This window comes from Streptomyces sp. NPDC048142, assembly GCF_043202835.1.
Lineage (GTDB): Bacteria > Actinomycetota > Actinomycetes > Streptomycetales > Streptomycetaceae > Streptomyces.
This window is the reverse complement of the sequence record NZ_JBIDBC010000014.1, coordinates 33,804-57,044: the sequence shown is the minus strand read 5'-3', so window position 1 is coordinate 57,044 and position 23,241 is coordinate 33,804. Positions and strand designations below refer to the sequence as shown.

Annotated in this window: 21 protein-coding genes and 2 tRNA genes; 14 read left to right on the top strand and 9 right to left on the bottom strand. The window is 69.6% G+C overall.

Annotation, left to right across the window (positions count from 1 at the left end):
• Positions 1-12 precede the first annotated feature (12 nt).
• A complete protein-coding gene (locus ACGF2Y_RS19350; RefSeq protein ID WP_392948759.1) occupies positions 13-498 on the top strand; it encodes a GNAT family N-acetyltransferase in 486 nt (161 codons plus the stop codon).
• A gap of 179 nt (positions 499-677) precedes the next feature.
• Entirely contained in the window at positions 678-1,244 is a 567-nt protein-coding gene (locus ACGF2Y_RS19345; protein WP_392948756.1) for a hypothetical protein, read from the top strand.
• Positions 1,245-1,339: 95 nt separating this feature from the next.
• On the opposite strand, the gene ACGF2Y_RS19340 is transcribed toward ACGF2Y_RS19345, so the two are convergent.
• From ACGF2Y_RS19340 to ACGF2Y_RS19315, 6 genes are all read right to left on the bottom strand, one after another.
• Complete coding sequence (locus ACGF2Y_RS19340) at positions 1,340-2,047, bottom strand: CatB-related O-acetyltransferase (protein WP_392948753.1); 708 nt, start codon at positions 2,045-2,047, stop codon at positions 1,340-1,342.
• Complete coding sequence (locus ACGF2Y_RS19335) at positions 2,044-2,871, bottom strand: DUF2071 domain-containing protein (protein WP_392948750.1); 828 nt, start codon at positions 2,869-2,871, stop codon at positions 2,044-2,046. Before ACGF2Y_RS19335 ends, ACGF2Y_RS19340 begins: the two co-directional genes overlap by 4 nt.
• Positions 2,868-3,203 (bottom strand): metalloregulator ArsR/SmtB family transcription factor, encoded by a 336-nt coding sequence (locus tag ACGF2Y_RS19330; RefSeq protein WP_392948748.1) that lies wholly within the window; start codon positions 3,201-3,203, stop codon positions 2,868-2,870. Before ACGF2Y_RS19330 ends, ACGF2Y_RS19335 begins: the two co-directional genes overlap by 4 nt.
• Before the next feature lie 159 nt (positions 3,204-3,362).
• Entirely contained in the window at positions 3,363-4,004 is a 642-nt protein-coding gene (locus ACGF2Y_RS19325) for a superoxide dismutase (RefSeq protein ID WP_018959211.1), read from the bottom strand.
• A 270-nt stretch (positions 4,005-4,274) separates the two neighbouring features.
• Positions 4,275-5,768: an amino acid permease gene (locus ACGF2Y_RS19320; protein ID WP_392948745.1), complete on the bottom strand. Its 1,494-nt coding sequence runs from the start codon at positions 5,766-5,768 to the stop codon at positions 4,275-4,277.
• 120 nt (positions 5,769-5,888) lie between these two features.
• Positions 5,889-7,415 carry an amino acid permease gene (locus ACGF2Y_RS19315; protein WP_392948742.1) on the bottom strand — a complete coding sequence of 509 codons (1,527 nt, stop codon included), beginning with the start codon at positions 7,413-7,415 and terminating at the stop codon, positions 5,889-5,891.
• Positions 7,416-7,753: 338 nt separating this feature from the next.
• Here ACGF2Y_RS19315 and ACGF2Y_RS19310 point away from each other — a divergent pair, with 338 nt between their 5' ends.
• The 5 genes from ACGF2Y_RS19310 (at position 7,754) to ACGF2Y_RS19290 (ending at position 12,207) form a co-directional block, all read left to right on the top strand.
• On the top strand, positions 7,754-8,347 hold the full coding sequence (locus tag ACGF2Y_RS19310) for a biotin transporter BioY (RefSeq protein ID WP_392948741.1): 594 nt from the start codon (positions 7,754-7,756) through the stop codon (positions 8,345-8,347).
• Positions 8,348-8,623: 276 nt separating this feature from the next.
• Complete coding sequence (locus ACGF2Y_RS19305) at positions 8,624-9,112, top strand: ribose-5-phosphate isomerase (protein ID WP_392948740.1); 489 nt, start codon at positions 8,624-8,626, stop codon at positions 9,110-9,112.
• 131 nt (positions 9,113-9,243) lie between these two features.
• Positions 9,244-10,071 (top strand): Fpg/Nei family DNA glycosylase, encoded by an 828-nt coding sequence (locus tag ACGF2Y_RS19300; RefSeq protein WP_392948737.1) that lies wholly within the window; start codon positions 9,244-9,246, stop codon positions 10,069-10,071.
• Positions 10,072-10,336: 265 nt separating this feature from the next.
• Entirely contained in the window at positions 10,337-11,482 is a 1,146-nt protein-coding gene (locus ACGF2Y_RS19295; protein WP_392948735.1) for a PP2C family protein-serine/threonine phosphatase, read from the top strand.
• A 224-nt stretch (positions 11,483-11,706) separates the two neighbouring features.
• Positions 11,707-12,207, top strand: coding sequence for an HD domain-containing protein (locus tag ACGF2Y_RS19290; RefSeq protein ID WP_392948732.1), 501 nt, complete (start codon positions 11,707-11,709; stop codon positions 12,205-12,207).
• Between the two features lie 76 nt (positions 12,208-12,283).
• On the opposite strand, the gene ACGF2Y_RS19285 is transcribed toward ACGF2Y_RS19290, so the two are convergent.
• Positions 12,284-13,444, bottom strand: a complete 1,161-nt coding sequence (locus tag ACGF2Y_RS19285; protein ID WP_392948730.1) for an acyltransferase family protein — start codon at positions 13,442-13,444, stop codon at positions 12,284-12,286.
• Between the two features lie 534 nt (positions 13,445-13,978).
• Here ACGF2Y_RS19285 and ACGF2Y_RS19280 point away from each other — a divergent pair.
• Positions 13,979-14,173 (top strand): hypothetical protein, encoded by a 195-nt coding sequence (locus tag ACGF2Y_RS19280; protein ID WP_392948728.1) that lies wholly within the window; start codon positions 13,979-13,981, stop codon positions 14,171-14,173.
• 59 nt (positions 14,174-14,232) lie between these two features.
• Here ACGF2Y_RS19280 and ACGF2Y_RS19275 read toward each other — a convergent pair.
• Positions 14,233-14,306 (bottom strand) — tRNA-Gly (locus ACGF2Y_RS19275).
• Positions 14,307-14,549: 243 nt separating this feature from the next.
• Between ACGF2Y_RS19275 and ACGF2Y_RS19270 the strand changes: the two genes are divergently transcribed.
• The 5 genes from ACGF2Y_RS19270 (at position 14,550) to clpX (ending at position 19,338) form a co-directional block, all read left to right on the top strand.
• Positions 14,550-14,626 (top strand) — tRNA-Pro (locus ACGF2Y_RS19270).
• Between the two features lie 150 nt (positions 14,627-14,776).
• A complete protein-coding gene (gene tig / locus ACGF2Y_RS19265) occupies positions 14,777-16,177 on the top strand; it encodes a trigger factor (protein ID WP_392948725.1) in 1,401 nt (466 codons plus the stop codon).
• A 334-nt stretch (positions 16,178-16,511) separates the two neighbouring features.
• Entirely contained in the window at positions 16,512-17,117 is a 606-nt protein-coding gene (locus ACGF2Y_RS19260) for an ATP-dependent Clp protease proteolytic subunit (protein ID WP_030077754.1), read from the top strand.
• A gap of 82 nt (positions 17,118-17,199) precedes the next feature.
• Positions 17,200-17,883, top strand: coding sequence for an ATP-dependent Clp protease proteolytic subunit (locus tag ACGF2Y_RS19255; protein WP_006124415.1), 684 nt, complete (start codon positions 17,200-17,202; stop codon positions 17,881-17,883).
• A 156-nt stretch (positions 17,884-18,039) separates the two neighbouring features.
• A complete protein-coding gene (gene clpX, locus ACGF2Y_RS19250; RefSeq protein WP_392948722.1) occupies positions 18,040-19,338 on the top strand; it encodes an ATP-dependent Clp protease ATP-binding subunit ClpX in 1,299 nt (432 codons plus the stop codon).
• Between the two features lie 73 nt (positions 19,339-19,411).
• Here clpX and ACGF2Y_RS19245 read toward each other — a convergent pair whose 3' ends face one another.
• Positions 19,412-20,413, bottom strand: a complete 1,002-nt coding sequence (locus ACGF2Y_RS19245) for a hypothetical protein (RefSeq protein WP_392948720.1) — start codon at positions 20,411-20,413, stop codon at positions 19,412-19,414.
• 137 nt (positions 20,414-20,550) lie between these two features.
• Between ACGF2Y_RS19245 and ACGF2Y_RS19240 the strand changes: the two genes are divergently transcribed.
• The gene (locus ACGF2Y_RS19240; RefSeq protein WP_392948717.1) at positions 20,551-23,172 is read left to right on the top strand and encodes a valine--tRNA ligase; all 2,622 of its coding nucleotides are present in this window, start codon (positions 20,551-20,553) and stop codon (positions 23,170-23,172) included.
• Positions 23,173-23,241: the final 69 nt, after the last annotated feature.

Below are 23,241 nucleotides of genomic sequence, written 5' to 3'. Positions count from 1 at the left end.
AGGGTCGGCGTCATGTCTGCCGAGCCCGCCCCCGTACTCACACTGCGTCCCGCGACCCGCGCCGACCTGCCTGCGGTGCTCGCTCTGCTCGCCGATGAGGATCGGGTGGTGGACCCGGCGGCCGTCACGGTCACGGAGACGTACGAGCGCGCCTTCGCGGCGATCGATACCGACCCGCGCAACGAGATGTTGGTCCTGGTCGAGGACGCCGACGGGCACGTCGGTGGGGCGGTCGTGGGCTGTGTGCAGGCGACGTACATCCCCGGGCTCGGAAAGGGAGGCGCCGAGAGGGCCCTGATCGAGGCCGTGCGGATTCGCGCGGACCGGCGAGGTGGCGGGCTGGGGCGGATCTTGATGGAGCGGGTGATCGCGAGGGCACGCGCGCGTGACTGCGGACTGGTCCAGCTGACGAGCAACAAGCAGCGCGAGCACGCGCATCGCTTCTATGCCGGGCTCGGCTTCGCCCGCAGCCACGACGGGTTCAAGCTCAGGTTCTAGGGTTCGCCGCCAGGAGAGAACATGCGGAGCTCAGGCTGCGGAGCCGGATCGCCGCCCCGTCCGGATGGGGTCCCGCGAGGCAGCTCCGCGGTGAGCGCGCGCCGTGTTCCGCCGTGCGGCGGAGGCGGATCATCATGCGGTCTGACGTGCCGGGCCGGGCGGTGCGCGAGATTCAGGGAATGACGACGACGGACCCCGCCCCGCCGGAACCCCGCGTACCGCCGCCGGCCCGGCCGCCGGTGCCGCCACCCCCGCGCTGGGCCGTCCGCGCCGCCCATGTCGCGGCCTGGTCGACCGTCCCCTCCGGGGTGTGGCGCGTCGCGCTCGTGCTCGGGGTGATGGAGCGGGAGGAGTTCCTCGCCGCGTTCCCCGACAACTCCCCGTTGATCGGCCTGGCTTACGTACTGCTGATCGGTGCGGTCGCCGAGGCGGCCTCGTACCTCACGCTCGGGCTGGTACGGCCCTGGGGAGAGACGGTGCCGCGCTGGATTCCGCTCCTCGGAGGACGTCCGGTCAACCGCAGGCTCGCGGTCCTCGCCGCTTCGCTGGGAGCCCTCACGGTCACCGTCCTGTGGTGGGTCCTCTTCTTCGGCGGACTGCTGACCGCCCCCAGCCCGGACCCCGGCATCTCGGCCGGTGAAGCCCTCTTCGTCGCCGCCTACGCTCCCCTCCTGCTGTGGGGCCCGCTCCTGGCGGCGGTGACCTGGTCGTACCACCAACGGCACCGGGCTCGCACGGGGTGGTGATCCAAGTCGCGTTCCCGTTGCATGTCCCGCTGGTAAGAGGTACTTGTCGCTTACCTGACTCCCCGCCGGACGTCCAGCTTCATGAAAGGGCGAAGCTAGGCGGATGCACCCGGGCCATGCTCGGCGGACCCCTCGGACCCGCCCTGGCCCGCCCCAGGAGCCGCCGCCTCCAGCTCCGCCACCGTGCCCGACATCACCGTACGGATGTGGCGTGTCAGGTGGTCCGCCGGCCAGTCCCACCAGGCCACGGCCAGCAGGCGTGCGACGTCCGCCTCCTCGTACCGGGTGCGGATCAGGCGGGCCGGGTTGCCGCCGACGATGCCGTAGTCCGGGACGTCCGAGACGACCACGGAGCGCGAGCTGATGATCGCGCCGTGCCCGATGCGTACGCCCGGCATGATCACGGACTCGTAGCCGATCCAGACGTCGTTGCCGATCACGGTGTCGCCACGGTTGGGGAGGCCCGTCAGCAGGTCGAAGTGGTCGGCCCAGGAGCCGCCGAGGGTCGGGAACGGGAAGGTGGACGGGCCGTCCATGCGGTGGTTGGAGCCGTTCATGATGAAGCGCACCCCCGTGCCCAGCGCGCAGAACCTGCCGATCACCAGGCGCTCCGGGCCGTAGTGGTACAGGACGTTGCGGATCTCGAACTCCGTGGCGTGCTCGGGGTCGTCGTAGTACGAGTACTCCCCGGCCTCGATCAGCGGCGAGGTGACCAGAGGCTTCAGCTGCACCACGCGCGGCTGGCCGGGCATCGGGTGCAGGACGGTGGGGTCCGCCGGGACAGGTGCGGGAGCGGAACTCATGGGGCCTCTTCAGGGGAGGGGGAGGGGAGTGGGGAGCGGGGTACGGGTAGGCGTGCGAAGGTCATCGTGGCATCCGGGCCCGGCTGGGCGGGTATTTTCCCGCCCAGCCGGAACGGCTCCCCCCGCGACCAGTCGGCCGCCACGCCCCGCATCACCAGCGCGCTGTCCAGCACCGCGCTGCCCGGCGGGAAGCGGTCCAGGTCCTCGAAGAACGATGAGCGTACGGTACGGGGCCGGCCCGCCGTCACCTTCCAGGCGTCCGTGGACAGTTCGAGGACGTCCAGGTGGGCGCCCCCTGCGTTGGGGGAGAGGCCGCGGCTGCCGAGGCGGAAGAACTCCGACGCCTCCGCCAGGTCCGCGAACAGCCCGCTGCCGTGCAGTTCCTCGGCCGGTTCCACCGTCGCGTCGACCGTCACCTCGCCGTCCCGGGTCGCGAAGGCCACCCGTACGGCGTCGGCGTCCTCCCGCACCGTGAAGTCCGCGCGGCCGTGTTCGCCCGGGTAGATCCGGCCGCCCGCGAAGGCGTTGAGGCGGGAGGCGGTGTCGCGGCGCGGGATGTAGACGCCCCGCTCGACGCCGTCCGGCCCGTCCCACTCGACGGCGATCCGGTGCGCCGCGTTCTCGCTGGTCAGCCCGGTCGCGGCCGGGGCCCAGCCGGGGCGGACACCGCCGATCCGCAGCAGGCAGATCCCGGCCACCGCCTGGCCGCGCACCAGCTGGGGCCGCAGTGGCGCGGGCAGCAGGGCCGCCGCGACGTACGGGTCGACCCGGTAGTTCACCAGGAGGCGGCGTTCGATGACGCTGGAGAGCCGGGACCGGATCATGAGGCGTCGCCTTCCGGCGCCGAGCGCCACTTGGTGCTGCGGAGCACGATCTGCTCGGGGCACACGGCGCTGAGGAAGCGCCCCACGCACATGGCGAGCCGCTCCTCGGCGAGCGAGTAGAGGATGCGGTTGGCGTCCCGGCGCTCGGTGACGAGCCCGGCCCCCTTGAGCACGCCCAGGTGGCGCGAGATGGACGGGGCGCTGATCGAGAACCGGCTCGCGATCTCCCCGGCGGCCAGCTCGCCGCCCCGCAGGTCCTCCAGGATCTGGCGGCGGGTGGGGTCGGCGAGGGCGCGGAAGGCGCTTGCCTCTTCGTCGGCGGGTGAATCCATGTGTGCGTGTTTAGCACATGAGCTAAGCAGCTAAGCGGTCGCCATGGGAAAGCCCCCGCGAGCCATGTCCTCGCGGGGGCTCTCCGTTCATCCGCCCGCCATGGTGAAGGTTGAGAAGACGATCACGAGGCAGGACGTCCGTGGTGTGCCGGTGTCACGTCAGGGGGCGAGCAGCAGTACGTCCGCGCGCTCCTTGGCGGCGGCGTAACGCTTCGCCACGTCCTGCCAGTTGACGACCCGCCACATGGCCTCGATGAAGTCCACCTTCTGGTTCTTGTACTGCAGGTAGAAGGCGTGCTCCCAGGCGTCGAACACGAGGACCGGGACCGAGCCCTGGCCGACGTTGCCCTGGTGGTCGTAAACCTGCTCGACGATCAGCTTGCCGCTCACGGGCTCGTACGCGAGCACGCCCCAGCCGGAACCCTGGGTGGTGGCCGCGGCCTTCGTCAGCTGGGACTTGAATCCCGCGTAGGAGCCGAAGGACTCGGTGATCGCGTCGGCGAGGTCGCCCACGCCGTCCGCCGCGAGGGGCTCGCCGCCGCCGTCACCGGTCATGTTGTGCCAGTAGATCGAGTGCAGGATGTGGCCGGAAAGGTGGAACGCGAGGTTCTTCTGGAGACCGTTGATCGCTCCCCAGGCCTCCTTGTCGCGGGCCTCTTCCAGCTGCTCCAGGGTGTCGTTCGCGCCCTTGACGTACGCGGCGTGGTGCTTGTCGTGGTGCAGCTCGATGATCTGCGGATTGATGACCGGTTCGAGCGCCGCGTAGTCGTACGGGAGTTCCGGGAGCGTGTACGTGGCCATGATGCGAGCCCTCCGACTGCTGGGAATGCCGTCCAGTTGTTATTGCAATCTATGTGCAGAAGCAGGCTAACAGCAGGAGTGTTCCGAAGTGATCAGCCCTTCGGCCTAGGGCCTGCGGCGCTGTGCGCGCGGCTCGCCGCCCCGCCGCCCCGCGATGCCCGCCGAACGCCGAACGCCGAACGCCGGCCGCCGAACGCCGAACGCCGAACGCCGGGCTCCGCCCCGTTCGTACGAGGAGGAGCCCGGCGTTCGGCGGACGTCGTGCGGGAACTACTTCCGCTGCGCCGGAATCTCGGCCGCGTCGCCGGCGCCGGCGCCGTCGCCGCTCTCGGCCTCGCCGTCCCTCCGCCGCTGACGTACGACACCGATGCCGATCAGCACCAGGGTCAGCGCTCCCGTGGCCAGCAGCTGGTCGCGGGTGTCCGGCTGGCGCAGCATCAGCAGGAAGATGCCCACCATGGCCACCAGGGCGACGATCGTGCCGACGGGGAAGAGCCACATCCGCACGACCAGCTTCTCCGGTGCCTCCCGCTCGGTGCGGCCGCGCAGGATCAGCTGGGAGGCCGCGATGAAGATCCACACCACCAGGATCACCGCGCCGATCATGTTCAGCAGCCAGGGGAAGACGTCGTCCGGCCGCCAGTAGCTGAGCAGCACGCAGGCGAAGCCGAAGACCGAGGAGAACAGCACGGCGTTGCGCGGCACCCCGGAGGTGATCTTCCCGAGCACGGCCGGGCCCTGACCCCGGACGACCAGCGACCGGGCCATGCGCGAAGCGCCGTAGATGTTGGCGTTCATCGCGGAGAGCAGGGCGATGAGGATGACCACGTTCATGATCTGCGCGGCGCTCCCGACGCCGAGGTGGTCGAGCATCGCGTAGAACGGGCCGACCTCGGCGACCTTCGGGTTGTCCCAGGGGACCAGCGTGACGATGACCGCCATGGAGCCGATGTAGAACACCGCGATGCGCCACATCGCCGTGCGGACCGCCTTCGCGACGCCCTGCACCGGGTTCTCGGACTCGGCCGCCGCGATGGTGACGGTCTCCAGACCGCCGTACGCGAAGACCGAGGCGAGGAGTCCGATGATGAACCCGTCCATGCCCTTGGGGAGGAAACCCCCGTCGCCCGAGAGGTTGGACAGGCCGGGCGCGTCCGTGTCGGGCAGCACGCCGAGGATCGCCAGCAGACCGAGCACCAGGAACAGCGTGATCGCGATGACCTTGAGCGCGGCGAACCAGAACTCGAACTCGCCGAAGTTCTTCACGGCGGCCAGGTTCGTCCCGAGGAAGATCACCATGAACAGGGCGACCCAGGCCCATTCCGGCGTTCCCGGCAGCCAGCCGCTGACGATCTGCGCGGCCCCGATGCCCTCCAGGCCCACGGCGACGCAGAGCAGGAACCAGAAGGACCAGCCCGCGGTGAATCCGGCCCACGGGCCGATCGCCCGTTCGGCGTGCACGGAGAAGGAGCCGGAGGCCGGGTTGGCGGCCGACATCTCGCCGAGCATGCGCATCACCATCATGACGAGCAGCCCGGAGATGGCGTACGCGACGATGATCGAGGGCCCGGCCGCGGCGATCCCGGCACCCGAGCCGACGAACAGACCGGCGCCGATCACCCCGCCGAGGGCGATCATCGAGAGGTGCCGCTGTTTGAGACCGTGGGTGAGCGCGGAGTCCGCCCGGTTCCCGGCGGGGGCCGTGGAGTCAGCAGTGGGGGCCGTGGAGCCAGCGGTGGGGGGAGACGCGGAGATCCGGGGCATGGACGAGCTCTGTTCGGTAGCCGAGACAAGGGACGAACCCACAGTCTGAGCATCCGTACCGCTCACACGGAGCGGGTGTCCGCTATGCGGTCACCTGGCTCACACAAGGTGCACGCCCGCCTACCGGCCGGTGGCGTCCGCGTTCCCGGGCGAGCCCGCCCGGCGCTCCCGCCGCTGACGCCCCACCGCCACCAGCAGCACCAACGCCGTCGCCCCGGCCGACCACAGCACCTGCGGGCGTGCCGCCTCGTCGGTCAGCATCAGCAGCAGCACGCCGAGCAGTCCGGCCAGCGTCACCCAGGTCAGATACGGGAACCACCACATCCGCAGAGTGAGCGCCTCGGGAGCCTCCTGCTCCAGCCGGGCGCGCAGTCGCAGTTGGGAGGCGGCGATCAGCGCCCAGACGAACAGCAGCACCGCGCCGACCGAGTTGAGCATGTAGAGGAACACCGTGTCCGGCCACAGCAGGTTGAGCAGGACGGAGACGAACCCGAAGGCCACCGAGGCCAGCACCGCCCGCCGCGGCACACCGCCTTCCGTTCCCTTCTCCGTACCGCCTTCCGCCCTGTTCTCCGTACCGCCCTTGCCCGAGACCTTCAGCAGACCGCGCGGGGCCTCCCCGCGCTCCGCCAGCGAGAAGATCATGCGGGAGGAGCCGTACAGATTGGCGTTGAGTGCGGAGAGCAGTGCCACGAACACCACGATGTTCATGATCTGCCCGGCCGACGGCACCCCGATCGTGTCCAGCACCTTCACATACGGGCTGAGCCCGGCCTGCTGTGCGGTCCACGGCAGCACGGTCACGATCACCAGCATCGAGCCGACGTAGAAGAAGAGGATGCGCACCACCGCGCTGCGCACCGCCCGTCCCACCGCACGCGCCGGGTCGTCCGTCTCGGCGGCGGCGATGGTGACGACCTCCAGCCCGCCGAAGGCGAAGACCACGGTCAGCACGCCGGAGACGACCCCGCCCCAGCCGTTCGGCAGGAAGCCGCCCTGGCCGGTCAGGTTGGTCATGCCGACCGGGTCGGTGTCGGGGAGCCATCCGAGGACCGCCAGCAGCCCGAGCACCAGGAAGACCACGATCGCGCCGACCTTCAAGGAGGCGAACCAGAACTCGAACTCGCCGAAGTTCTTCACCGCCGTCAGGTTCGCCGCGGTGAAGACCACCATGAACAGCAGCACCCACGCCCAGGGTTCGATGCCCGGCACCCAGCCGTGGGCGATCTGCGCGGCCGCCGTCGCCTCCACGGCGAGGACCACCACCAGCAGGAACCAGTACAGCCAGCCGACGCTGAACCCGGCCCACCGCCCGAGCGCCCGCTCGGCGTGCACGGAGAACGAACCGGAGGCGGGCATCGCGGAGGACATCTCGCCGAGCATCCGCATCACCAGCATCGCGAGCGTCCCCGCGATCAGATACGAGACGACGATCGCGGGCCCGGCCACCGCGATCCCGGCGCCCGAGCCGACGAAAAGACCGGCTCCGATCACCCCGCCGAGCCCCAGCATCGTCAGATGGCGCTGCTTGAGCCCGTGCGACAGCGGCTCGGCCGGAACGGCGGCGGGCGAGGGAGCAGAAGCGGGCGAGGGAGCAGAAGCAGGAGTGGGAGCGGAAGCAGGATTGGGGGGAGGGGCCTCGTGCATGGGCTCGTGCATGGGGGAGGGGTCACTCTCGGACTCAACGGGTCATCCGCGGGCCGATCAGCGCGAGCTGATCGTTTATGGGGAAGCTACAGTCTCGCCGATCGCCGCCCTCCCGCCAAAATGCGCCGACACCGCCCCAACCTCAGTGACGAGCGTCACGTGGGGGTGTGATTGATGCGCGAGCTTTGTGCGAACCCCACCAAGCCATCAACCGCCGCTTTGTGGGCGGCTGATGGTGATCGATCGTTAACCCGTGGGCTAACGTCGGCGGGAGCCCGACCCCACCCTGCCCGGCCGGGGGCCGTCCCGGCCCACCTGCCCTCACCCGCGGAGTCCCGATGAGCACTGCTGCCGCCCCCGTCCGCTCCGGAGCGGTCCTCGCCGACCTGCTGCCCGCAGTCCGGCACCGCTACGCCGTGGACGCGGCCCTCGTCCTCGGCGGCGCCGCCCTGACCGGCATCGCGGCCCAGATCGCCGTTCCGGTCCCCGGCTCCCCGGTCCCGGTCACCGGCCAGACCTTCGCGGCGCTCCTCATCGGCACCGCGCTGGGCGCCCGCCGCGGTTTCCTCTCCCTGGCGCTGTACGCACTCGTCGGCATGGCCGGCATGCCGTGGTTCGCCGAGGCCTCCTCGGGCTGGGCGATGCCGTCCCTGGGCTACGTCTTCGGCATGCTCCTGGCCGCCACCGTCGTCGGCGCCCTCGCCCGGCGCGGCGGCGACCGCTCGATACTGCGCACCGCGGGCACGATGGCCCTCGGCTCCGCGATCATCTACGCCATCGGCGTGCCCTACCTCGCGCTGTCCACCGGGATGTCGCTGAGCGCCGCCGTCGCGGCCGGCCTCACTCCGTTCCTGATCGGTGACGCCCTCAAGGCGGCACTGGCCATGGGCGCGCTGCCCGCCGCCTGGAAGCTCCTCGGCCGCCGCGGCTGACCCGCTACCGAAGACTCAGCCCTCGCAGGGGCCGCCGAAGAGGCCCGCCGATCGTCCTGGAAGACCGGACCGGCGGGCCTCTTCGGCGTTTCCGGGGCGTGGAAACCGGCGGTGCTGATCACCTTTGGCCACTTGGCGAAGGCCGTCGGCGTGTTCCCCGCCCGCCGAGCGAAGCGTTCACCGCACAGAATCGGCCCCCAGGCCTGCGAATCATCGAATGGGGGCTTCCGCCCCCGCTGACGGCTGCCCCGCGAAGTTCGTGCCACACTTCGCACCATGCGCGTGTACCTCGGATCCGACCATGCCGGCTACGAACTCAAGAACCACCTCGTCGAGTGGCTCGGCGCCCACGGCCATGAGGCCGTCGACTGCGGCCCCCACATCTACGACGCCCAGGACGACTATCCGCCGTTCTGCCTGCGTGCCGCCGAGAAGACGGCCGCCGACCCGGACAGCCTCGGCATCGTGATCGGCGGCTCCGGCAACGGCGAGCAGATCGCCGCCAACAAGGTCAAGGGCGTCCGCGCCGCACTGGCCTGGAGCGAGCAGACCGCCGCCCTCGGCCGCGAGCACAACGACGCCAACGTCATCGCGATCGGCGGCCGGATGCACACGGTCGAGGAGTCCACGAAGTTCGTCGAGATCTTCCTCTCCACGCCGTACTCGGGCGAGGAGCGCCACACGCGCCGCGTCGAGATGCTCGCGGCGTACGAGACCACCGGCGAGCTTCCCCCGGTCCCGGCCCACCACCCGCGGCAGGGCTGACCGCCCCGCCCCGTCGCCCGCAGCGGGGCTGACCGCCCCGCCACCTCCACCCCACGCCTTCCCGTGCCGCCGGGTCCCGGACCCGGCGGCACGGCCATGCCACCGCCGGCCCTTTCAACAGGAGCTCCACCGTGCCCGAGGGACACACCATCCGCCGCCTCGCCGACGACCACGCCGAACGGTTCGCGGGCACACCGGTACGGGTGAGCAGCCCGCAGGGCAAGTTCTCCGACAGCGCGGCCCTGCTCGACGGACGGCCCCTCACCGCCACCGACGCCCACGGCAAGCACCTCTTCCTCGGCTTCGGCGACACCGGCTGGGTCCACATCCACCTCGGCCTCTTCGGCAAGCTCGGCTTCGGCACCGCCCCGCCCTCACCGCCCACCGACACGGTCCGCCTCCGGCTGGTCAACGCCGGCCACCACGCGGATCTGCGCGGCCCCACGACCTGCGCCCTGATCACCGAGCCCGAGAAGCGCGCGATACACGAGCGCCTGGGCCCGGACCCGCTGCGCGGCGACGAGGACGGGGAGCGCGCCTGGCGGCGGATCTCCCGCAGCAGGACCACCGTCGCCGCCCTGCTGATGGACCAGAAGATCATCGCGGGCGTCGGCAACGTCTACCGCGCCGAGGTCCTCTTCCGCCACGGCATCGACCCGTACCGCACGGGCAGGGACCTCACCCGCGCCGAGTGGGACACGATCTGGGCGGACCTGGCGGAGCTGATGCGCGAAGGCGTGAGGAACAACCGGATCGACACGGTCCGCCCCGAACACCTTCCCGAGGCCATGGGCCGCCCGCCCCGCAAGGACGACCACGGCGGCGAGGTCTACGTCTACCGCCGAGCGAACCTGCCCTGCCACATCTGCCGTACGGAGATCCGCACCGCGGACCTGGCCTCCCGCAACCTCTTCTGGTGCCCCCGGTGCCAGCCCCCGGGCCCCTCCGGCGACCGATAGCCGCGAGCTCCTCCGACGACCGAGAACCGGGGGCGGGCTCCGGTGACCGAGGAACCCGGTGGCTCCGCCGGCCGACCGCCCTGGAAGGCATCCGGTGGCTGAAAACCCGGGTGGCCTCCGCGCACGCGTTCCCGTCCGCGCCCCGCGAGAACCGTGTCATATGCCACGCGAAGCGGGGTCCCGTCGTGCGAACGACCCCGTTTCGAGCGCATTGTCACCGGGGTCCCCCTGCACCGGACGCGTCCGGGTGGATAGGGTCCCGGCAATGGCCCGTAGCGGAGGAGTAGACGACTTCTGGGCCCGGTGGCGCAGAAAAATGCACCGGGCCCGCATCGGCCTGCGTAAATCCGGGGTCGACTACTTCCGCGGCGACGGCTCCGACTGGATCGCCCTGGCCGGTCTGCTGCTGACGGTCCCGGCCATCACCTTCGCCACCATCGCCAGCCCGGTCTGGATCGACCCGGCCGCCCTCGCCCTGCCCATCGTGGCGGGCGGCCTCCTGCTGCGTCCCGCCAGCCTGCTGAGCCTGTACGCGACGGCCGCCGGCGCACTGATCGTGGAGGCGCTCACCCTCGGCCCGTACCTGGACGGCCCCGCCCGGGTCACCCCGGGCACCGTGCTCGTGGTCGCCGCCTGCGGATTCTTCGGGCTGATCCTCGCCCAGTTCCGGGCCCGGGTCGGCGTGCCCTGGCGGCGCGGCGGCACGATGCTCTTCGACCTGCGCGAACGCATCCGGGTCCAGAGCGCCCTGCCCCGGCTGCCCCAGGGCTGGCACCGCGAGATGGCCCTGCGTCCGGCCGGCGGCCAGTCGTTCTCCGGGGACTTCGTCGTCGCGGCCCGCACCCACGGGGGCCGCACCCTGGAGGCCGTCCTCACCGACGTATCCGGCAAGGGCATGGACGCGGGCTCCCGGGCCCTGCTGCTGTCCGGCGCCTTCGGCGGGCTGCTCGGCTCGCTGCCCCCGCACGCCTTCCTGCCCGCCGCCAACGGCTATCTGCTGCGGCAGGACTGGGACGAGGGCTTCGCCACCTCGATCCACCTGGTGCTGGACCTGGAATCGGGCGACTACGAGATCTACTCCGCAGGCCATCCGCCCGCCCTCCAACTGCACGCGGGCAGTGGGCAGTGGGAGGAGAAGTCCGGGGAGGGGCCCCTGCTCGGCGTCTACGACGGGGCCGAGTTCGACGCCGTGAAGGGATCGCTCGCGCCCGGCGACGTACTGATGCTGTTCACGGACGGTCTGGTGGAGGCAGCCGACCGGGACATCGCCGAGGGCATCGACCGGTTGACGGGCGAGGCCGACCGCTATGTCTCCACCGGCTTCGAGGGCGCGGCCTGGCACCTGATCGAGGCCTGCGCCAAGGACGTCAACGACGACCGGGCCCTGCTGCTGCTCTCCCGCCGGGCCTAGGGCCTCTCGGCCGACCACCGGCCACAGCACGCTCGGAAGGCCGCCCGGGGCCGATGGAGAGGCCGAAGGCGAGGCGGCGTGCGGGCGTTACGCGGGCGGCGCGCGGACGCCGCGTCAACAGCCGTACGCGTAAGACGAGTTCGGATGCGCTGCCGGATGCGGTCTTGGACAGGATCCCGGACGGGCCCCGGACGGGTTCCCCGATGCGGTCGTAGGGTCGGCCCATGACCGAACGCGATCTGAGCATCTCCGAGGTGGAGGCCATCGCCCGCGAGGCCCATGCGCGGCAGACCGACAAGGCGGGCCGCCCGTACGTGGAGCACCTGGCGGCGGTGGCCGAAGGTGTACGGGTGCGGGGCGGCGACGACGGACAGATCGCGGCGGCCTGGCTGCACGACGCGGTCGAGGACGACGCTCTCTCCGCCCAGTGGCTGGCCGACGCCGCCCTGCCGCAGCAGGTGAAGGACATGGTCCTGGCGGTGACCAAACGGCCGGGCGAGGAGCTGTCCTCGTACGCCGCGCGGATCCTGGCCACCCCGGGCGCACTGCTCATCAAGGAGGCGGACCTCGCGCACAACGCGGATCCCGCCCGCCTCGCGGTCCTGGACGCGGCGACGCGTACCCGGCTGACGACGAAGTATGCGCAGGTGCGAGGCCTCTTGGGGCTGGTCGGCCGTGAATCACCCCCGGACCGAAAGAATCCGGCCAACCCGGAGACGCACTGATCCACCCGCGGCCCGGCCGCGGGTGGATCAGGGGAAAGCCGGCGAGGAGGGGCGGCCGGCCGGTCCGCCGGGGGGCTCAGTGCTTCGCGGGGTCCTTCCGGAACGCCCACGCCATGTCGGGCTCGGTGGCCCATTTCAGGGCGCGGCCCACCGGCGGGGTGCACATGAGCGTCACGGCCACCGCCGTCGCGAGCGAGACGACGACCAGCCCGACCGGGTCGGAGAGCCAGGTGTAGCGGTCGAACAGGCCCGCGTACTCGGCCCCCTTGGTCAGGAAGCCATGCAGCAGATAGCCGCAGATCGTGCCGGCGCCGAGCACCGTGAACCACCTGGCCCGGCCGGGCACCCAGGCCAGGAAGCCGATCGTCAGCGCCAGGGCGCAGCCGGACATCGCGAGCGTCATCGCCGCGCCCGACCACCACGGGGCGTCCATCTCCTGGGCGCTGTTGGCGCGGTAGAGCCAGCCGAGCTGCACGTGCGGGGCGATCCAGTACGCGAAGAGCAGCGCGCCCGCGAACAGCGGCACGGACAGCAGCCGCACCTCGCACCGCCTGACCAGCCGGAAGTGCTCGGGCTTCATCAGCAGACCGAGCACGAAGAACGGCAGGAACTGCAGCACCCGCTGGAGATCGAGGTCGTCGCCGATGTCGGGGGAGACGGAGGCGAGCAGGGCGATGGCGAGCGCCACCGGCAGCGGATGGCGCAGCGTGCGCCAGATCGGTGTGGTCACCCGCCAGATGAACAGGGCGATCAGGAACCAGGTCAGGAAGAACGGGTCGATCAGGCTGATCGCCGTGTCGGGCGAATCGTCCGCGTACCGCTTGAAGAGCGAATAGGCCGTCTCGAACAGCACGTACGGCACCGCGACTCCGGTGATCAGCCGCTTCACCTTGGGCGGTGTCATGTCGAACGACCGCGAGAAATAGCCGGAGATGAGGATGAAGGCCGGCATGTGGAACGTGTACACGATCATGTACAGCGCCCGGGTGGCGCGACTGCCGTCCATCACGGGTTCCCAGGCGTGCGCCACCGCGACGAGAACGATGGCCAGATATTTCACATTGTCGAAGTAGGGATCGCGCTCCCTCGCTGCCGCGGGCTCCAGTGCGGCTGAGCCCGGCGCGCCGGGCTCGGGGGCGGGCCGGGGTGCGGTGGTGGTGGGTGTCCGCTCGTGTCCGGGCTCCCGGGTCGCCGGGGGGAGCGGGGCCCTCTGAAATACGCTCGGAGCTTGGAACATCTCAGGAACTTTAGACCGGTCGATTGCCCCGCGTAAAACTACGGGGAAGGAAACATGTGTTCCCGTATATTCGAATGCAAAACCGTCCAGCGCTGCCCGTTATGACACTCTTGGTCCCGTTTAAATGGGGCATATCGGCAGGGTGTTGGTCGAAGTGAATTACGTCGCATTCATGCTGTCCATTAGCTGTGAATGGCGTGTGCGGATGCGGAAACGATCACTGCGGCGAATATTCGAACGCGGGTATTTCACAGTCCGCACACAGTCCGCGCACAGAAAGAGTGAAGGCGGCGAGACTTCCGCGCGCTCCCCGCGTGCCTCCCGCGTGCTCCCCGCGCTCGGGGTGGGGGCGGCCGCCGCCGATGTCTGTCGCCGCGACGGCGCCGGCCGGCGAAGGATGGCGGGATCCCGTCGCTCCGTTCCGTCACCCGGCAGCAGCCACGGAGGAGTTGGTGGCACGATGGGGAGGACGGGGCGCGCGGTGGTGCACGTTTCCGGGCCGGCAAGGCGGACCGACCGAGGATGTGATCAGACGTGGCTATTTCACTGTCTATGGTGCTGCTGTTCGCGGTCATCCTGGTGGTAATGATCCGTGGCGGCTCCATCAAGGCCGGTCCCGCGATCGTGGCCGCGCTCTTCGGCTTCTTCCTGGCGTCGACCGGCATGGCCCCGTCGATCAACAGGTTCATGGACTCGATAGCCGACACCATCAACCAGATCAGCTTCTGAGGCCGCAACGCGCGAGGGCCGGGCCGGAGGATGATCCTCCGGCCCGGCCCTCGACTGCCTGGAGCGGGCGACGGGAATCGAACCCGCGTAGCTAGTTTGGAAGACTAGGGCTCTACCATTGAGCTACGCCCGCAAGCGTCGCACCGCAGGTCCGTGGACCGCGGCACGAAGAGCATCGTAGCGGGTCGGCGGCGATGCCCGCACACCCGTTGTGCCGGCCGCCGGGCCGGACCCGCATCGAAGACCGGACCGAACCCGGACCGAACCCGACCGAACTCCGGCCGAACCCGAACCGGGCCTGGGCCGGACCGGTGGAACCGCGCGGTAAGGCGTCGGATCCATGGCTCCTGTGCATGTACCCTACGTGTCGCACCGACGGGGTGTGGCGCAGCTTGGTAGCGCGTCCGCTTTGGGAGCGGAAGGTCGTCGGTTCGAATCCGGCCACCCCGACCACCGGCAAGATCGCATTGTGGGAGTCCTCCCCCTTGCCGTTACTATGCAAAATGCGTGCCCGTGTGTCTGATGTACCGGGCTCGGTCCGCGAAGCCGCCACTCGGCGGCCGAGCAGAACCCCAAGAAGTCAGCCACCAAGGAGACCGAACCGTGAAGAGCGCCGTGGAGACCCTGAACCCGACCCGGGTTCGGCTCAGCATTGAGGTGCCCTTCGAGGAGCTCAAGGACAGCCTCGACGCGGCGTACAAGAAGATCAACCAGCAGGTCACGGTGAAGGGCTTCCGCAAGGGCAAGATCCCCGCCCGGGTCATCGACCAGCGGTTCGGCCGCGGTGCGGTGCTGGAGGAGGCCGTCAACGACGCCCTCCCGAAGTTCTACACCGAGGCGGTCAACGAGGGTGAGCTGAACGTCCTCGGCCAGCCCGAGGTCGACATCACCGAGCTGAAGGACGGCGAGCTGCTGGCCTTCACCGCCGAGGTTGACGTACGCCCCGAGATCGAGATCCCGGACTACTCCGGCATCGAGGTCACCGTCGACGCCCTTGAGGTCACCGACGAAGAGGTCGAGAAGGCCGTGGAGCAGCTCCGTGAGCGCTTCGCCGCCACCAACCCGGTCGAGCGCGCCGCCGCCGACGGCGACGTCGTCACGATCGACCTGGAGGCCAAGGTCGACGGCGAGATCCTGGAGGACGGCGTGGCCGACGGTGTCTCGTACACCATCGGTTCCGGCGAGCTCCTCGACGGCATCGACGAGGCCGTGACCGGCCTGGAAGCCGGTGGCGAGGCCACCTTCACCTCCGAGCTGAAGGGCGGCTCGGCCGAGGGCAAGGCCGCGGAGGTCACCGTCAAGGTCACCGCCGTCGCCGCCCGTGAGCTCCCCGAGCTGGACGACGACTTCGCCCAGATGGCCAGCGAGTTCGACACGCTGGAGGAGCTGAAGGCCGACAGCCGCAAGCGCCTGGAGACCACCAAGCAGTACGACCAGGCCACCCAGGCCCAGGAGCGGGTCCTGGAGGAGCTGCTGAAGCTCGCCGAGGTCCCGATCCCGGAGAAGCTGCTCGCGGACGAGGTCCAGACCCGCAAGCACAACCTGGAGCACCACCAGCTCGGTCAGATGGGTCTCGACCTCGAGAAGTACCTCGAGATCCAGGGCAAGACCCTGGAGGAGTTCGAGAACGAGACCTCCGAGCAGGCCATCAAGGGCATCAAGACGCAGTTCATCCTGGACGAGCTCGTCAACAAGGAGAAGCTGAACGTCAACCAGGAGGAGCTCACCGAGCACCTCATGCGGCGCGCGCAGTCCTCCGGCATGAGCCCCGACCAGTTCGCCCAGGCCGTCGTCGAGGGTGGCCAGGTGCCGATGCTCGTCGGCGAGGTCGCCCGCGGCAAGGCGCTCGCCGTCGTCGTCGAGGCCGCCAAGGTCGTCGACACCAACGGTGAGGTCGTCGACCTCGAGGACGAGGACGAGGCTGCCGCCGAGACCACGGAGACGGTCGAGGCCGCCGCCGAGGACAAGGCGGAGGGCAAGGCCGAGGAGAAGAACGAGGCCTGAGCCTCGTCCCGATCCACAGGGCAGCCTCCGGGCTGACCGCTACGACGGGCCCCGGACGCACCACGCGTCCGGGGCCCGTCGCCGTATCCCCGTCGCCCCCTGCCGTATCCCCGTCGCTCTCCCCGCCGTATCGCTGTGCGGCCCCGGAACCCTTGTGCCCACTGCGGACCTTGCGCTCCCAGCGAACAGTTGCGGAAGCGGGATGGCGTTGTCCCACCTGCGCGTTAGGGTCCATGAAGAGGAAGGGTGGGGCAGTGACTTCACCCGCCCGGTACGAAGACGCTGAGACGGCCGGAGCCGTCAGAGACGAGCAGGTGGATACGTGACGAATCTGATGCCCTACGCCGCCGGAGAGCCGTCCCTCGGTGGAGGCCTCGGTGACCAGGTCTACAGCCGACTGCTCGGCGAGCGCATCATCTTCCTCGGTCAGCAGGTCGACGATGACATCGCCAACAAGATCACCGCACAGCTTCTCCTCCTTGCCGCCGACCCGGACAAGGACATCTACCTCTACATCAACAGCCCCGGTGGTTCGGTGACGGCCGGCATGGCGGTCTACGACACCATGCAGTACATCCCCAACGACGTCGTCACCATCGGCATGGGCATGGCCGCCTCCATGGGCCAGTTCCTGCTCACCGGCGGCGCCGCGGGCAAGCGCTTCGCGCTCCCGAACACCGACATCCTCATGCACCAGGGTTCGGCCGGCATCGGCGGCACGGCCTCGGACATCAAGATCCAGGCCGAGTACCTGCTCCGCACCAAGACGCGGATGGCGGAGATCACCGCCCGCCACTCCGGCCAGACCGTCGAGACGATCATCCGCGACGGCGACCGCGACCGCTGGTACACGGCGGAGGAGGCCAAGGAGTACGGCCTCATCGACGAGATCATCACGTTCGCGTCGGGCATCCCGGGCGGCGGCGGCACCGGTGCCTGACCCGGTCCCCACCGGACCGGCGGCACCGCCTCCCGCGCACCTCTCGTACGCCGAGACCTCCAGCCCACAGAACGCCACCAGGATGGTGAACACCCACATGAACAACTTCTCCGGCGCCTCCGCGAGCGGCCTCTACACCGGCCCGCAGGTGGACAACCGCTACGTCGTCCCGCGCTTCGTGGAGCGCACCTCGCAGGGTGTGCGCGAGTACGACCCGTACGCGAAGCTCTTCGAGGAGCGCGTGATCTTCCTGGGCGTCCAGATCGACGACGCCTCGGCCAACGACGTCATGGCGCAGCTGCTGTGCCTGGAGTCGATGGACCCCGACCGCGACATCTCGATCTACATCAACAGCCCCGGCGGCTCGTTCACCGCGCTCACCGCGATCTACGACACGATGCAGTTCGTGAAGCCGGACATCCAGACGGTCTGCATGGGCCAGGCGGCCTCCGCCGCCGCCGTCCTGCTCGCCGCGGGCACCCCGGGCAAGCGCATGGCGCTCCCGCACGCCCGGGTGCTCATCCACCAGCCGTCCTCGCAGACGGGCCGCGAGCAGCTCTCCGACCTGGAGATCGCGGCCAACGAGATCCTCCGTATGCGTACGCAGCTGGAGGAGATGCTGGCCCGGCACTCGACGACCCCGCTGGAGAAGATCAGCGAGGACATCGAGCGCGACAAGATCCTCACGGCCGAGGACGCCCTCGCGTACGGTCTGGTCGACCAGATCGTTTCCACCCGCAAGACCACCGCGGGCGCATCGCTCTGACGTCGGTCTTTCCCCTTGGCACATTCCGTTCGCACGACCACGGCCGTGTGAACCGTGCCAAGGGGGGCCCGAACGGGGGCCCAGGCAAGGTACCGTCGGATAGAGGCACCAGGAGCCGCTGAACCAGGCGTCTCCCAGGCGAAGGGGAAGCACCTCGTGGCACGCATCGGTGATGGCGGCGACCTGCTCAAGTGCTCGTTCTGCGGAAAGAGCCAGAAGCAGGTGAAGAAGCTCATCGCGGGACCCGGTGTGTACATCTGCGACGAGTGCATCGATCTCTGCAACGAGATCATCGAGGAGGAGCTCGCGGAGACGAGCGAGGTGCGCTGGGAGGAGCTTCCCAAGCCTCGCGAGATCTACGAGTTCCTGGAGGGGTACGTCGTCGGGCAGGAGCCCGCGAAGAAGGCCCTCTCGGTCGCGGTGTACAACCACTACAAGCGGGTCCAGGCCGGGGAGAACGGCGGCGGCGCCGGTCGTGAGGACGCGATCGAGCTCGCCAAGTCGAACATCCTCCTGCTGGGCCCCACGGGTTCCGGTAAGACGCTCCTCGCGCAGACGCTGGCCCGGATGCTCAACGTCCCGTTCGCCATCGCGGACGCGACGGCGCTGACGGAGGCCGGCTATGTCGGCGAGGACGTCGAGAACATCCTGCTCAAGTTGATCCAGGCGGCCGACTACGACGTCAAGAAGGCCGAGACCGGGATCATCTACATCGACGAGATCGACAAGGTCGCCCGCAAGAGCGAGAACCCGTCGATCACCCGCGATGTCTCCGGCGAGGGCGTGCAGCAGGCCCTGCTGAAGATCCTGGAGGGCACCACCGCCTCCGTACCGCCGCAGGGCGGACGCAAGCACCCGCACCAGGAGTTCATCCAGATCGACACGACGAACGTGCTGTTCATCGTGGGCGGCGCGTTCTCCGGCCTGGAGAAGATCATCGAGTCCCGGGCCGGCGCCAAGGGCATCGGCTTCGGCGCCACGATCCGCTCCAAGCTGGAGATCCAGGCGAGCGACCAGTTCCAGGAGGTCATGCCGGAGGACCTGGTGAAGTTCGGGATGATCCCCGAGTTCATCGGCCGTCTCCCCGTGCTGACCTCGGTCCACAACCTGGACCGCGAGGCCCTGCTCCAGATCCTCATCGAGCCGCGCAACGCCCTCGTCAAGCAGTACGAGCGCCTCTTCGAACTCGACGGTGTGGAGCTGGACTTCGAGCGCGAGGCGCTGGAAGCCATCGCGGACCAGGCGATCCTGCGCCAGACCGGAGCCCGCGGTCTGCGCGCCATCATGGAGGAAGTCCTCCAGTCCGTGATGTACGAGGTCCCGTCCCGCAAGGACGTCGCCCGCGTCGTCATCACCCCGGACGTCGTCCGCAACAACGTCAACCCGACGCTGGTCCCGCGCGAGCCGCGCGCGATCGGCAAGAACGACGGCGGCCGGCACGAGAAGTCGGCGTAGCCGCAGACGGCTTGCCTGCGCCGAAGGGGCGCCCACCGGTTCAACCGGTGGGCGCCCCTTCGGCGTTGAGCGATCAGACCTTGGTGCGGGAGGTGTTGTAGAGCTTGGCGGCGAGGGCGGCCGCCTCGTCCTGAGACATCGGCTTGTTCGTCATGGCTCCACCGATGTCGAAGCCGATCACCATGCCCACCGTGCTGTAGTCGGCCCAGATACAGATCGGCATGGTCATCTCCTTGGGCCCCTTCTGCGCCGTGCCGTCCGCCTTCTCGTTGATGACCTTGACGTCCTGGCACTTCATCAGCGCGCCCTCGAAATCGGCCGGAGAGACGGACTTCGGGCTGCCCAGCAGCGACCCCTCGGTGTCCTCGCTCGCCGCCGCCTTCTTCTTGGCGTTCTCGAAGGAGTTGTCGATGACCTTCTCGGGGTCCTCGATCTCGCCCCAGACGCCGTGGAGCATGAGCATCTTCGCAAGGAGGGGGTTCGTCTTGACGTCACCGCTCCCGTACTGGGCGCCGACCTGGTGAGGGTTCTTGACTCCCATGGCCTCGGCCTTGGACTTGTCCGTGCCGGTCATCGCGGACTCGGGCTTCTTCTCGGAAGGATCCTGCTTGTAGTCGTCCACCGAGGCCGCCGGCGTCAGCTTGTACCCCTTCGTGGAGTCCGCCACGTCACTGTTGCCGCCGCCGGAGGTCAGGAAGTACACCCCGCCCGCGATGACCGCCAGCGCCACCACGGCGACACCGACGATCAGGCCGGTCTTCTTCTTGGGCTGCTGCGGCGGCTGCCCGCCGTACCCCGGCTGGCCGCCGTACGGAGGCGCCGGCGGCTGCTGGCCGTACGGGCCCGGCTGCTGGGCCTGCGGGTAGCCGTAGCCCTGCTGTGGCTGCTGCCCGTACGGGTTCGGCTGCTGCGGCGGGACGCCCTGGGGGGCCTGCTGCGGGTAGCCGTAGCCGGGCTGGCCCTGCGGGGGACCCTGGGGCGGCGGGGCCCCGTACGGGCCAGGCTGCTGGCCGTACGGTCCGGGCTGGCCCTGCGGCGGCTGCCCGCCGTACGGGCCCGGCTGGTTGTAGCTCATTGCGGTGTCCCCTCCATTTTCCTTATGCGTTGCCAACATCCTGACGGAAGCCGCCCTGACATGGAGGATCGGGTCGGACACCGTTACTGAACCAACCCGTTTCAGTGCAGAGCTGTGACGGCCCTAAACTGTCTCCCGTGACCGAGAACTCATCGCAGCAGCCAGCCAGCAACCCCGAACTGCCGACCCAGTACGCGCCGGCCGAGGTAGAGGGGAAGCTGTACGAGCGCTGGGTGGAGCGTGGTTACTTCGAAGCCGACGAGCACAGCGACAAGCCGCCCTACAGCATCGTCATCCCGCCGCCGAACGTCACCGGCTCCCTCCACCTGGGCCACGCCTTCGAGCACACCCTGATCGACGCGCTCGTCCGCCGGAAGCGGATGCAGGGCTTCGAGGCGCTGTACCAGCCGGGCATGGACCACGCCGGCATCGCCACCCAGAACGTCGTCGAGCGTGAGCTCGGCAAGGAGGGCAAGTCCCGCCACGACCTGGGCCGCGAGGCCTTCGTCGAGCGCGTCTGGCAGTGGAAGAACGAGTCCGGCGGCCAGATCTCCGGCCAGATGCGCCGCCTCGGCGAGGGCGTCGCCTGGTCCCGTGAGCGCTTCACCATGGACGAGGGCCTGTCCAAGGCCGTCCAGACCGTCTTCAAGCAGATGTACGACGACGGGCTGATCTACCGCGCCGAGCGCATCATCAACTGGTGCCCCCGCTGTCTCACCGCGATCTCCGACATCGAGGTCGAGTACCAGGAGGACGACGGCGAACTCGTCTCCATGACGTACGGGGACGGCGACGAGACCATCGTCGTCGCCACCACCCGCGCCGAGACGATGCTCGGTGACACCGCCGTCGCCGTCCACCCCGACGACGAGCGCTACCGCCACCTGGTCGGCAAGCGGATCAACCTGCCGCTGACCGACCGCACCATCCCCGTCGTCGCCGACCACCACGTTGACCCGGAGTTCGGCACCGGCGCGGTCAAGGTGACGCCCGCGCACGACCCGAACGACTTCGAGATCGGCAAGCGCCACGACCTGCCGTTCCTCACGGTCCTGGACGAGCGCGCGGTCATCACCGTCCCCGGCCCCTTCCAGGGCCTGGACCGTCTTGAGGCCCGTTCCGCCATCGTCGCCGCCCTGCGCGCCGAGGGCCGGATCGTCGCCGAGAAGCGGCCCTACGTCCACTCCGTCGGGCACTGCTCGCGCTGCAAGACCACCATCGAGCCGCGTCTCTCGCTCCAGTGGTGGGTCAAGGTCGCCCCGCTCGCCAAGGCCGCCGGCGACGCGGTCCGCGACGGCAGCGTCAAGATCCACCCGCAGGAGATGGAGAAGCGCTACTTCGACTGGGTCGACAACCTCCACGACTGGACGATCTCGCGCCAGCTCTGGTGGGGGCACCGCATCCCCGTCTGGTACGGCCCGAACGGCGAGGTCGTCTGCGTCGGACCCGACGAGGAGGCGCCCACCGGCGAGGGCTGGACCCAGGACAGCGATGTCCTGGACACCTGGTTCTCCTCCGGCCTGTGGCCCTTCTCCACGCTCGGCTGGCCCGAACGGACCGACAGCCTCGCGAAGTTCTATCCGAACTCCGTCCTGGTCACCGGCTACGACATCCTCTTCTTCTGGGTCGCCCGGATGATGATGTTCGGCCTGTACGTCAACGACGGCGTCCCGCCGTTCTCCACCATCGTCCTGCACGGCATGGTCCGCGACGAGCACGGCAAGAAGATGTCGAAGTCCTTCGGCAACGTGGTCAACCCGCTGGACTGGATGGACAAGTACGGCTCCGACGCCCTGCGCTTCACCCTCGCGCGCGGCGCCAACCCCGGCACCGACGTCCCGATCGGCGAGGAGTGGGTCCAGGGCTCGGCGAAGTTCTCCAACAAGATCTGGAACGCCACCCGCTTCGCTCTGATGAACGGCGCCACGATCGAGGGCGAGCTGCCCCCGGTCGAGGAGATGTCGGTCACCGACCGCTGGATCCTGTCCCGGCTCAACAAGACGGTCGCGGAAGTCGACGCGTTCTATGACGACTTCCAGTTCGCCAAGATCAGCGAGTCCCTGCGCCACTTCGCGTGGGACGAGGTCTTCGACTGGTACGTCGAGCTGTCCAAGACCACGTTCTTCGCGGGCGGCCGCCCGGCCGAGGTCTCCGGCCGGGTCCTCGGCGAGGTCCTCGACGTGATGCTGCGGCTGCTGCACCCGATCGTCCCGTTCGTCACGGAGGCGCTGTGGACCGCGCTCACCGGGCGCGAGTCGATCGTCATCGCCGAGTGGCCGGGCGACTCCGGCTTCCGCGACGACGCGGCCGAGAAGGAGATCGAGCTGGTCCAGCAGGTCGTCACCGAGGTCCGCCGCTTCCGCAACGACCAGGGTCTCCAGCCCGGCCAGAAGGTCCCGGCCCAGCTGACCCTGACCGGCACGGAGCTCGCCCCGCACGAGGCGGCCATCCGCCAGCTGCTGCGGCTCCAGCCCGCCGGGGACGGCTTCCAGGCCACCGCGTCCCTCCCGGTCGCCGGGGCCACCGTCGCCCTGGACCTGTCCGGCACGATCGACGTCGCGGCCGAGCGCAAGCGCCTCACGAAGGACCTGGAGGCCGCGCAGAAGGAGAAGGCCCAGGCCACCGGGAAGCTCGGCAACGAAGCCTTCCTGGCCAAGGCCCCGGACAACGTGGTCGACAAGATCCGCGGCCGGCTCGCCAAGGCTGAGGCCGACATCGAACGGATCGGCGCCCAGCTGGCGGGCCTCCCGCAGAGCTGATCAGCTGATGAAGAAGCCCCCGCACCCCCGACCGACCGGGGGCGCGGGGGCTTCGCCGTACTCCCTCCG

Excerpts from the sequence above, each read along its gene's own strand:
- ACGF2Y_RS19345 (WP_392948756.1), top strand. The coding sequence starts at position 678 with ATGACGACGACGGACCCCGCCCCGCCGGAACCCCGCGTACCGCCGCCG.
- ACGF2Y_RS19260 (WP_030077754.1), top strand. The coding sequence starts at position 16,512 with ATGCCCTACGCCGCCGGAGAGCCGTCCCTCGGTGGAGGCCTCGGTGAC.
- ACGF2Y_RS19330 (WP_392948748.1), bottom strand. The coding sequence starts at position 3,203 with ATGGATTCACCCGCCGACGAAGAGGCAAGCGCCTTCCGCGCCCTCGCC.
- ACGF2Y_RS19290 (WP_392948732.1), top strand. The coding sequence starts at position 11,707 with ATGACCGAACGCGATCTGAGCATCTCCGAGGTGGAGGCCATCGCCCGC.
- ACGF2Y_RS19350 (WP_392948759.1), top strand. The coding sequence starts at position 13 with ATGTCTGCCGAGCCCGCCCCCGTACTCACACTGCGTCCCGCGACCCGC.
- ACGF2Y_RS19335 (WP_392948750.1), bottom strand. The coding sequence starts at position 2,871 with ATGATCCGGTCCCGGCTCTCCAGCGTCATCGAACGCCGCCTCCTGGTG.
- ACGF2Y_RS19340 (WP_392948753.1), bottom strand. The coding sequence starts at position 2,047 with ATGAGTTCCGCTCCCGCACCTGTCCCGGCGGACCCCACCGTCCTGCAC.
- ACGF2Y_RS19245 (WP_392948720.1), bottom strand. The coding sequence starts at position 20,413 with ATGAGCTACAACCAGCCGGGCCCGTACGGCGGGCAGCCGCCGCAGGGC.
- ACGF2Y_RS19315 (WP_392948742.1), bottom strand. The coding sequence starts at position 7,415 with ATGCACGAGGCCCCTCCCCCCAATCCTGCTTCCGCTCCCACTCCTGCT.
- ACGF2Y_RS19310 (WP_392948741.1), top strand. The coding sequence starts at position 7,754 with ATGAGCACTGCTGCCGCCCCCGTCCGCTCCGGAGCGGTCCTCGCCGAC.
- ACGF2Y_RS19295 (WP_392948735.1), top strand. The coding sequence starts at position 10,337 with ATGGCCCGTAGCGGAGGAGTAGACGACTTCTGGGCCCGGTGGCGCAGA.
- ACGF2Y_RS19325 (WP_018959211.1), bottom strand. The coding sequence starts at position 4,004 with ATGGCCACGTACACGCTCCCGGAACTCCCGTACGACTACGCGGCGCTC.
- ACGF2Y_RS19285 (WP_392948730.1), bottom strand. The coding sequence starts at position 13,444 with ATGTTCCAAGCTCCGAGCGTATTTCAGAGGGCCCCGCTCCCCCCGGCG.
- ACGF2Y_RS19305 (WP_392948740.1), top strand. The coding sequence starts at position 8,624 with ATGCGCGTGTACCTCGGATCCGACCATGCCGGCTACGAACTCAAGAAC.
- ACGF2Y_RS19320 (WP_392948745.1), bottom strand. The coding sequence starts at position 5,768 with ATGCCCCGGATCTCCGCGTCTCCCCCCACCGCTGGCTCCACGGCCCCC.
- ACGF2Y_RS19255 (WP_006124415.1), top strand. The coding sequence starts at position 17,200 with ATGGTGAACACCCACATGAACAACTTCTCCGGCGCCTCCGCGAGCGGC.